Source organism: Mucilaginibacter sp. (assembly GCF_036383575.1).
Taxonomy (GTDB): domain Bacteria; phylum Bacteroidota; class Bacteroidia; order Sphingobacteriales; family Sphingobacteriaceae; genus Mucilaginibacter.
Genome location: NZ_DASVOB010000817.1, coordinates 1 through 1,665, shown reverse-complemented (window position 1 = coordinate 1,665; position 1,665 = coordinate 1). Strand labels below are relative to the sequence as shown.

Sequence of the window (1,665 nt, the reverse complement as noted above, 5' to 3'; positions counted from 1 at the left end):
CAGGAAATTCCACTTGGTGCCTGCCGCCGCCAATACTGCATGGGTATCTATATCCATGATATTGAATATTTTGGCAAGTTCATTTACAAAAGCAATATTGATATCGCGTTGTGAATTTTCTATCACCTTACAGGCTTCGGCTACTTTAATGGCAGGGGCTTTATGCGTTCCCGCCTTTACTATTGATTGATATAGGCCATCAATAAAATCGGCAGCTTCGGGTGTTGAGCCCGATGTTACCTTTAATATATTAGTTAACGTATGAACCTTATCCCCCGGATTAATGCGCTCCGGCGAGTATCCTGCAAAAAAGTCACTGTTATATTGTAAACCCGATTCCTCTTGCAAAACAGGCACGCAAACCTCTTCTGTTACGCCAGGATAAACTGTGGATTCATAAATAACCACATCTCCCCTTTTCAATACACTTGCTATTGATTTACTTGCCTTGATAAGCAAGCTCAGATCGGGCCGGTTATGCTGATCTGTTGGGGTGGGTACCGAAACAATATAAACATTGCACGAAGCAATTTCTGCTATCTGCGAGGTAAAAATAAGTCCTTTACCCTCATCTTTTAAACTTAAAACGGCAGATAGCTCATCGGTACTGGTTTCAAGGGTACGATCAAAAGCCGTGTTCAGTTCGTCAACCCTGCTTTGTTTAATATCAAAACCCTTTACAGGATATTTTTTTGCAAATTCAACAGCAAGAGGTAGCCCAACGTAGCCAAGACCTATTATTGCAATATGAATATTTGCAGGAGCCTGAAATTTATTAATGGTCGGACTTAACTGATCAGACATTTAATTAGTACGGTAGAATATGATAGATATCTGTAAAGTTAATTAAATATTACCAGAATCCTGCACCTTTGGCTCAAAGAACAAGCAGATGCGGCTAATCAAAATTGGCTTTATACAGTATAGATCTGATAGACACCTGTTATTGACCGATCTTGAGCAGAACCAACCAATAAAGTGGTTATTTTCTTTTCAAGCATTAACTGCTCGGCATAGCCTACAAATTCATTATCATCGATAATAACCGGGTTAACAGTCATGATTTCGGCTATAGTCAAGGTTGATGTGTCCGGATGTTTAAGTAATGCCCGGCGAAGGTCACCATCCGTTACAACCCCGCTTATCCGGGATGCATCACCTACCATAACCATTCCCAATCTACCTTCAGACATCCGCAGCAACAGATCCATAAACGAAGCTTCTTCATTTATAAAAGGCAGTTTGTCGGTTCGCATCAGGTCCTTAACTTTTACAAGCAGCTTACGCCCAAGGCTGCCGCCCGGATGGAAGCGGGCAAAATCATGCTGCTGAAAATTGCGCGATTCCATTAGCGCTATGGCCAGGGCATCGCCCATAACCAATGCCGCTGTGGTTGATGACGTGGGTGCCAGTTCAAGCGGACAAGCCTCGCGTTCAATTTTTATATTAAGATGATAACTACTATTTTTGGCAACGGTTGATGCCGGATTACCAGTTATGGCAATCATGACATTTTTATTCCATTTTAAATATGGAATGAGCTTCAGCACTTCATCGGTTTCACCCGAATAGGAAATCAGCAAAACAACGTCAGTAGAACTTACCATGCCCAAATCGCCGTGAAAAGCCTCGCCCGGGTGTAAAAAGAAACTTGGCGTACCTGTG

2 protein-coding genes are annotated in these 1,665 nt (G+C 42.2%); both read right to left on the bottom strand.

The genetic code is table 11. From position 1 onward, the window contains the following. Window positions 1-804 (bottom strand): nucleotide sugar dehydrogenase (locus VF500_RS28910; RefSeq protein WP_330862979.1); only part of this gene is annotated, 804 nt, incomplete at its 3' end. 110 nt (window positions 805-914) lie between these two features. Next, window positions 915-1,665: KpsF/GutQ family sugar-phosphate isomerase (locus VF500_RS28905; RefSeq protein WP_330862978.1), on the bottom strand; the 751-nt coding region annotated here is incomplete at its 5' end.